7 protein-coding genes and 1 pseudogene are annotated in these 7,442 nt (G+C 72.4%); 3 read left to right on the top strand and 5 right to left on the bottom strand.

Features of this window, described 5'->3' with window-relative positions:
• Window positions 1-221: 221 nt before the first annotated feature.
• Entirely contained in the window at window positions 222-2,195 is a 1,974-nt protein-coding gene (locus tag FNH04_RS37435) for a DEAD/DEAH box helicase (RefSeq protein WP_228031836.1), read from the bottom strand.
• A gap of 465 nt (window positions 2,196-2,660) precedes the next feature.
• Here FNH04_RS37435 and FNH04_RS37430 point away from each other — a divergent pair, with 465 nt between their 5' ends.
• Entirely contained in the window at window positions 2,661-3,419 is a 759-nt protein-coding gene (locus FNH04_RS37430) for a ferritin-like fold-containing protein (RefSeq protein WP_152790291.1), read from the top strand.
• Between the two features lie 190 nt (window positions 3,420-3,609).
• On the opposite strand, the gene FNH04_RS37425 is transcribed toward FNH04_RS37430, so the two are convergent.
• The 4 genes from FNH04_RS37425 to FNH04_RS37410 all read right to left on the bottom strand — a co-directional run bounded on the left by FNH04_RS37425 (window position 3,610) and on the right by FNH04_RS37410 (window position 5,566).
• Entirely contained in the window at window positions 3,610-3,879 is a 270-nt protein-coding gene (locus FNH04_RS37425; protein WP_152790290.1) for a hypothetical protein, read from the bottom strand.
• 207 nt (window positions 3,880-4,086) lie between these two features.
• Window positions 4,087-4,317 carry a DUF3107 domain-containing protein gene (locus FNH04_RS37420; RefSeq protein ID WP_322724976.1) on the bottom strand — a complete coding sequence of 77 codons (231 nt, stop codon included), beginning with the start codon at window positions 4,315-4,317 and terminating at the stop codon, window positions 4,087-4,089.
• A 133-nt stretch (window positions 4,318-4,450) separates the two neighbouring features.
• Window positions 4,451-5,092 carry a TetR/AcrR family transcriptional regulator gene (locus tag FNH04_RS37415; protein ID WP_322724974.1) on the bottom strand — a complete coding sequence of 214 codons (642 nt, stop codon included), beginning with the start codon at window positions 5,090-5,092 and terminating at the stop codon, window positions 4,451-4,453.
• 258 nt (window positions 5,093-5,350) lie between these two features.
• On the bottom strand, window positions 5,351-5,566 hold the full coding sequence (locus FNH04_RS37410) for a hypothetical protein (protein WP_152790288.1): 216 nt from the start codon (window positions 5,564-5,566) through the stop codon (window positions 5,351-5,353).
• Between the two features lie 311 nt (window positions 5,567-5,877).
• Here FNH04_RS37410 and FNH04_RS37405 point away from each other — a divergent pair, with 311 nt between their 5' ends.
• The gene (locus FNH04_RS37405) at window positions 5,878-6,936 is read left to right on the top strand and encodes an alpha/beta fold hydrolase (RefSeq protein WP_152790287.1); all 1,059 of its coding nucleotides are present in this window, start codon (window positions 5,878-5,880) and stop codon (window positions 6,934-6,936) included.
• A gap of 8 nt (window positions 6,937-6,944) precedes the next feature.
• Window positions 6,945-7,442 (top strand): annotated as a pseudogene (locus FNH04_RS48195) (DUF3152 domain-containing protein); the annotation flags it as partial.

Below are 7,442 nucleotides of genomic sequence, written 5' to 3'. Positions count from 1 at the left end.
CCGTTTTGGCCACGACGGGCCGGTGGGGCCATCCCGTCGTGGCCGGGGGCGGGAGCGCCCGATGGCGGCGGGAACGCCTCGGCGGTGGTGGTGGGAACGCGTGCGACGAGGCGGGAACGCGTCGGGGCGGTGATGGGAACGCCTGCGACGAGGCGGGAACGCCGATGGCCCGGTCCCCTCGGAGAGGGGCCGGGCCATCCGGACGGGAGCGCGGGACGGGATCAGGCGTCCGTGGCTTCGGCGGTCGCCGCGGTCGCCGCGGTCTTGCGGGTGCGGCGGCGGGGCTTGGCCTCGGTTTCCTCGGCTGCGGCCTGGGCCGGAACCGTCGCCTCGGCGGTCGCCGCGGTCTTGCGCGTACGGCGGCGCGGCTTGCTCTCCGCGGGCTCCACCGTGTCCACCGCCGACACCGCTGCCACCGTCGTCTCGGCGGTCGCCGCGGTCTTGCGGGTGCGGCGGCGGGGCTTGGCCTCGGTTTCCTCGGCCGCGGCCTGGGCCGGAACCGTCGCCTCGGTGGTGGCGGCCGTTTTGCGCGTACGGCGGCGCGGCTTCGTCTCCGTGGGCTCGGAGGGGGCCAGAGCCGCCTCCGCGGAGGGCTCCTCGGCCGTCGTGACCGTGGGCTCCGCCGACTGGGTGGCAGCCGCGGTCTTACGGGTGCGGCGGCGGCGCGGCTTGGGGAGCTCGTCGGTCAGCTCGGTGACCTCGGTGACCACGGCGGGTTCGGCCGGGGACACCGTCTCCGTGGCCTCGATGGCCTCGGCGGGGGCAGGCCCGGCCGGTGCCGGGACCGCCGGCTGCTCCGAGGGGGCACCGGCACGCGTGCGGCGACGGCGGCGCGGGGTGCGGGGCTCCGTGGCCTCCGCAACATCCGTGGAGGTCTCGGGACCCGGGGCCTCCACCGGGGCGCCGGCACGGGTGCGGCGACGGCGCCGGGGAGCGCGGGCCGGGCGGTCCGAGGAACTCCGGTCGGAGGAGGAGCGGCCACGGCCGTGCGAGCCGCGGGACCCCGTCTCGCCCAGGTCCTCGAGCTCCTCGGCCTCCAGCCCCGCGCGGGTGCGCTCGGCACGCGGAAGGACGCCCTTGGTGCCCTCGGGGATGCCGAGGTCCGAGAACAGGTGCGCGGAGGTGGAGTACGTCTCCGGCGGGTCGTTGAACGACAGGTCCAGCGCCTTGTTGATCAGCTGCCAGCGCGGGATGTCGTCCCAGTCGACCAGGGTGATCGCCGTACCCGAGTTACCGGCGCGGCCCGTGCGGCCGATGCGGTGGAGGTAGGTCTTCTCCTCCTCCGGCGACTGGTAGTTGATGACGTGGGTCACGCCCTCGACGTCGATACCGCGCGCCGCCACGTCAGTACAGACGAGCACGTCCACCTTGCCGTTGCGGAAGGCCCGCAGCGCCTGCTCGCGGGCGCCCTGGCCGAGGTCGCCGTGGACCGCGCCGGAGGCGAACCCGCGGCGCTGGAGCTGCTCGGCGATGTCCGCGGCCGTGCGCTTCGTACGGCAGAAGATCATCGCCAGGCCCCGGCCGTCGGCCTGCAGGATGCGGGCGACCAGCTCCGGCTTGTCCATGGAGTGCGCGCGGTAGACGTGCTGCGCGATGTTCGCGACCGTCGCGCCCTCGTCGTCCGGAGCCGTGGCCCGGATGTGCGTGGGCTGCGACATGTAGCGGCGGGCCAGGCCGATGACCGCGCCCGGCATGGTGGCCGAGAAGAGCATGGTCTGGCGCTTGGCCGGAAGCATGTTGATGATCTTCTCGACGTCGGGCAGGAAGCCCAGGTCGAGCATCTCGTCGGCCTCGTCGAGCACCAGGCACCTGATGTGCTTCAGGTTCAGCTTCTTCTGACCGGCCAGGTCGAGGAGACGGCCCGGGGTGCCGACGACCACGTCGACGCCCTTCTTGAGGGCCTCGACCTGCGGTTCGTACGCGCGACCGCCGTAGATCGCCGTGACGCGTACGTTGCGGACCTTGCCCGCGGTCAGCAGGTCGTTGGTGACCTGGACGCACAGCTCGCGCGTGGGGACGACGACGAGCGCCTGCGGGGCGTCGGTGAGGGACTCGGGCTTGGCGCGGCCCGCCTCGACATCGGCGGGGACGGTGACGCGCTCAAGAAGCGGAAGGCCGAAGCCCAGCGTCTTTCCGGTGCCGGTCTTGGCCTGGCCGATGACGTCGGTGCCGGAGAGGGCGACCGGGAGCGTCATCTCCTGGATGGGGAAGGGAGTGGTGATGCCGACGGCTTCCAGGGCCTCGGCGGTCTCGGGAAGGATCCCGAGTGCTCGGAACGTAGTCAGGGTGCTGCCTCTTCTGTGTGGGCGGTGCGAGGCGAGCGCGGGGGTCGTGTCGGACCGTGCCAGGGGGACGTCGGCCGCCTCACGGGCTGGCCGTGGGGCACGGGACCACTGCCGACGCTCTAGCGCTCGAACCGCTGAGGGTCCCTCCGGACTCCGTACACACAGTGCCGTACGGCCCAGGAGGGCTGTCGGGTCGGAGCCGATCGGGCCACCGACCGGGCATCCTCATTCATACGGCCCGTCGATACTGGGCGGGCGCATTACCACCATACCCCGGAATCGCGCATATGCGATGGCCGATTTGGTCACGTAGTGGTCGTCACAGTGATTGACCAGGGACTTACGTCACACGGCGAGCGGGCTATTGTGCGCTGCATGACGACGTCTGACAAGCCTGACCACGTTGCCGACACCCCCGCCGAATCCGACGCCGAACACACCGGGGTGGCCGCCCGGGACTGGGAGGCGGCCTCCGCCGACCCGCAGTACCGCGCCGCGGTCGTGGACCTGCTCGGAGCGCTCGCGTACGGGGAGCTGGCGGCGTTCGAGCGGCTCGCGGAGGACGCCAAGCTGGCGCCGACGCTCGCCGACAAGGCGGAGCTCGCGAAGATGGCGTCGGCGGAGTTCCACCACTTCGAGCAGTTGCGGGACCGGCTCACCGAGATCGGCGAGGAGCCGACGCACGCGATGGAACCGTTCGTCGCCGCGCTCGACGGCTTCCACAAGCAGACGGCACCCTCGGACTGGCTCGAGGGGCTCGTCAAGGCGTACGTCGGCGACTCCATCGCCAGCGACTTCTACCGTGAGGTCGCGGCCCGCCTCGACTCCGACACCCGCAGGCTCGTGCTCGCCGTGCTCGACGACACGGGCCACGGCGGCTTCGCCGTCGAGAAGGTGCGCGCCGCGATCGACGCCGACCCGCGCGTGGGCGGCCGGCTCGCGCTGTGGGCGCGGCGGCTGATGGGCGAGGCGCTGTCGCAGTCCCAGCGGGTCGTCGCCGACCGGGACGCGCTGTCGACCATGCTCGTCGGCGGGGTCGCGGACGGGTTCGACCTGGCCGAGGTCGGCAAGATGTTCTCGCGGATCACTGAGGCGCACACGAAGCGGATGGCTGCGCTGGGCCTCGCGGCCTGAGCCGGGTTCGCCCATCGCCGTGGGTTCGCCCATGCGCCGTGGGGGCGCCGATGCACCGTGGGTTCGCCCATGCGCTGTGGGGGCTCCGCAGTGCGCGGCCGCGCGTTCTCCGTGGCTGGTCGCGCAGTTCCCCGCGCCCCTCTCGGGGGCGCGCCCTCAGGAGTTTCGCTGTTGTGGTCGGCGGTCGGCCTTATGCCGTCGCCGACCTGCGCCGAAATCTCTCCGCGGGGCGGAGCAGCAGGGACAGCGAGGCCGTGGAGACGATCAGCGCGCCGGCGAGGACGGGCAGAAGGTGCCCCGTTCCCAGGGCGCTGTGCGTGACGAACGCGCCGAAGAGGGACCCCGCGACACCGGTCGGCAGGACCAGGGCACGGGACGGCAGACGGTGCGGCAGCCGGTGGAGGGCCGCCCACGCCAGGGCGAGACCGAGGACCGCGGAGCCGAGCGCTTCCAAGAACATGATGAGGTGCCCTCCCGCGCGGCCATGGGCGAATCGGTCGTAGCCCGTCATACCCCTGACCTGCGGAAGGCAATCATCGGCTGTGGACGAGATGTGCTCCATCTGTGGGGGTTCGGGCCGCGGCCGGAAGCATCCCGGAGAAGCGGGCGGTGGTACGAGAAGGGGCCCGGTGGCGAGTCGCCACCAGGCCCCTTCTTCATGCCTCGGCTACAGCGCGCTGCTGAAGCCCACCTTGCGCGCGGTGGGCTCGCCGATCTCCACGTACGCCAGGCGTTCGGCCGGAACCAGGACCTTGCGGCCGTGGTCGTCCACGAGGCTCAGCAGCGGCGACTTGCCGGCCAGCGCCTCGGACACCGCGCGCTCGACCTCCTCGGCGCTCTGACCGCTCTCCAGAACGATCTCGCGGGGCGCGTGCTGCACGCCGATCTTGACCTCCACGGCTATGTCCCTCCGACGGTCAGTGAAGTGCGCGGGCGTCCGCGCCGTACCCCGCACACATTAGCCCGGTGAGTGGAGGTACACGGTCCGTCGAAGAACGCCAGGAGCGAACAGCCGACGGGAACAAGGGGCGTCAGTGGTGCTCGGTGCCGTGCAGCGGGAAGCCGGCGATACCGCGCCAGGCCAGCGAGGCCAGCAGCTGGACCGCCTGCTCGCGCGGCACACTGCGGTCGCTGTGCAGCCAGGAGCGCGCCACCACCTGGGCGAGGCCGCCCAGCCCCGAGGCGAGCAGCATCGACTCCGCGCGGGACAGGCCCGTGTCCTCGGCGATGACGTCGCAGATCGCCTCGGCGCACTCGTTCGTGACCTTGTCGACGCGCTCGCGCACGGCGGGCTCGTTCGTCAGGTCCGACTCGAAGACCAGCCGGAACGCGCCGCCCTCGTCCTCCACGTACGCGAAGTACGCGTCCATCGTGGCCCGTACGCGCTGCTTGTTGTCGGTCGTCGACTCCAGCGCGCCGCGGACCGCCTGGAGCAGCGATTCGCAGTGCTGGTCCAGCAGGGCCAGGTAGAGGTCGAGCTTGCCCGGGAAGTGCTGGTAGAGCACCGGCTTGCTGACGCCGGCGCGTTCGGCGATGTCGTCCATCGCGGCCGCGTGGTAGCCCTGGGCCACGAAGACTTCCTGGGCGGCGCCCAGCAGTTGGTTCCGTCGGGCTCGGCGCGGCAGGCGCGTGCCCCTCGGGCGTGCCGCCTCTGTCTGCTCGATGGCTGTCACGCCGCCTCCCAAAATCGTCCACATGCGGTGAGCGCCGCGCGGCCATCGTACTTTTCGGTAACCGTGGTGTGCGCGGTGCGAGCGCAGAATTTCATGGACCGGACGCCTGGGGAAATGGCGCGTAGCGCATCACACGAGGTTGATGCGGGTGGAAGGGCGCCCCAGGCGGTCGTCCGTCCCTCTGGATTCCCCTTGGATTCCCGTGCTCGTGCCTCCCGGGAGCCGTGGTTCGCACGACCTCGGGCGGTCGCCGTCCCGTCACCGGTAGTCGTCCTCGTCGAGCTCGACGACCCGTGCCTGCTCGGCACGGTCGGCCTCGCTGGCACTGTCCGGGTCCCCGCCGGTCAGCGGGTCGTCGCGGTGCGGCGCGAGGTCGGCGTGCTGTTCGGCGGCATCGGCCTCGGGAGCCTCGACGTCGAACTCGGTGTCGTTCGGCTCGTCGAGGGTCTCGGGATCGGTCGGGTCGACGGTCATGCTGGGCTCCCTTCCCTGAAGGTCCCTGAACATCCATGAGATCCCTGGCAGAAGCAGGGGCCACGTACGGGTGCCCTGTTTACGAGCCTAGGAGACACGCGATTCCGGCGCTATGTGGTGCGCTCGCGACCTTGGGGTGAGACCGGTCGCCTTCGTCGGGTCCGGTGTCCGCCTTCGTGGAGCCCGGCGTCCTTCGCGGGGCCCGGCGTCGTCGCGCGCGGGCGAACGGCGGGCGAACTTCCGTATGGGTAAAGGGCGTCTGTGACGGCGAACACATGAACCACTGCGTGATCGTCTCGTAACATTGCCGCATGTCTTCGACCGAGTTGCCGTCCGCGCTGGCCGCCGCCACTGTCACCCCCAGGGTGAGCACCGTGCGGGTCGCGGCCGGGGAGCGGCTGCGGTCGGTCGGGCTGCCGGGTGTCACGCTGACCGTACGGTCGAGACCGCCGGCGCGGGAAGGGCTGCCGCCCGCCCTGTACGTGCACGGTCTGGGCGGTTCCTCGCAGAACTGGTCGGCGTTGATGCAGCTGCTCGACGGGCTGGTCGACAGCGAGGCCCTCGACCTGCCCGGCTTCGGGGACTCCCCGCCGCCGGACGACGGCGACTACTCGGTCATGGGCCACGCGCGCTCGGTGATCCGCTACCTCGACGCGGCCGAGTGCGGGCCGGTGCACCTCTTCGGAAACTCGATGGGCGGCGCGATCGCGACCAGGGTCGCGGCCGTGCGCCCCGATCTCGTCCGTACGCTGACGCTCGTCTCGCCCGCGCTGCCGGAGATCCGGGTGCAGCGGACCGCGGTGCCGACGGCACTGCTGGCCCTGCCCGGGGTGGCCGCACTGTTCACGCGCCTCACCAGGGACTGGACGGCCGAGCAGCGCGTACGAGGCGTTACGGCACTGTGTTACGGCGACCCCGGGCGCGTGACGCCGGAAGGCTTCCGCAACGCGGTGGAGGAGATGGAGCGGCGGCTGCGGTTGCCGTACTTCTGGGACGCGATGGCGCGGTCCGCGCGCGGGATCGTGAACGCGTACACCCTGGGTGGGCAGCAGGGCCTCTGGCGCCAGGCCGAGCGGGTGCTCGCGCCCACGCTGCTCGTCTACGGCCGGCGCGACCAGCTCGTCTCGTACCGCATGGCCCAGCGCGCGGCCCGCGCCTTCCGCGACTCCCGGCTGCTGTCCCTGCCGGACGCGGGGCACGTGGCGATGATGGAGTACCCGGATACGGTGGCCACGGCGTTCCGTGAACTGCTCGCGGATACGGGTAAGTTGAGTGGTGCAGCTGGTTCGGCCGGTTCGGCAGGTTCGGCCGGGTCCGCTGATCGGGCTGGTTCGACCGGCGATACGGGCGCCTCCGGCGCGGGAAGCTGAGGCGCGGCGTGGGACGACACAGCCGCAAGGGGCGGGCCGCCAAGGGTGGGGCGACCGGCACACCGGGGACTGCGGGGACTCCGGCGCCGCCGGATACCGGGGCGACGGGCGCACCGGCGCCGCGCTTCCAGGACGGCACACCCGCGCGGGGAGTGCCCAGGCCCGCCGACGGTACTCCCGCGCGTGGAGTGCCGCGCATGTACGACGGGACGCCCGCTCAGGGCGTTCCGCGTTTTTCGGGGCCTTCCGGCGGCAGGCCGCCGCACGGGGCGCCCCGCCGCCCCGATGGCACGCCGGCACAGGGGGTTCCGCGCTTCCCGGACGGGACGCCCGCGCGCGGGGTTCCGCGTTTCCCGGATGGCACGCCCGCGCACGGGGTGCCCCGATTCGCTGACGGCACCCCCGCGCGCGGGGTTCCGCGGCTGCCCGACGGCACTCCCGCCCACGGCACTCCCCGGGTGCGGGGCGGGCACCCCGAGCAGCGGGAACAGGGCGGTGGCTGGGGG

Source organism: Streptomyces phyllanthi (genome assembly GCF_009377205.1).
GTDB classification, from domain to species: domain Bacteria; phylum Actinomycetota; class Actinomycetes; order Streptomycetales; family Streptomycetaceae; genus Streptomyces; species Streptomyces phyllanthi.
Note: the sequence above shows the minus strand (reverse complement) of the source record. Positions and strands in the feature narration are given on the sequence as shown.

Bases quoted from the DNA above. Each gene is read 5' to 3' on its own strand.
- FNH04_RS37405 (WP_152790287.1), top strand. From the start codon at position 5,878: ATGTCTTCGACCGAGTTGCCGTCCGCGCTGGCCGCCGCCACTGTCACC.
- FNH04_RS37435 (WP_228031836.1), bottom strand. From the start codon at position 2,195: ATGACGCTCCCGGTCGCCCTCTCCGGCACCGACGTCATCGGCCAGGCC.
- FNH04_RS37410 (WP_152790288.1), bottom strand. From the start codon at position 5,566: ATGACCGTCGACCCGACCGATCCCGAGACCCTCGACGAGCCGAACGAC.
- FNH04_RS37425 (WP_152790290.1), bottom strand. From the start codon at position 3,879: ATGTTCTTGGAAGCGCTCGGCTCCGCGGTCCTCGGTCTCGCCCTGGCG.
- FNH04_RS37430 (WP_152790291.1), top strand. From the start codon at position 2,661: ATGACGACGTCTGACAAGCCTGACCACGTTGCCGACACCCCCGCCGAA.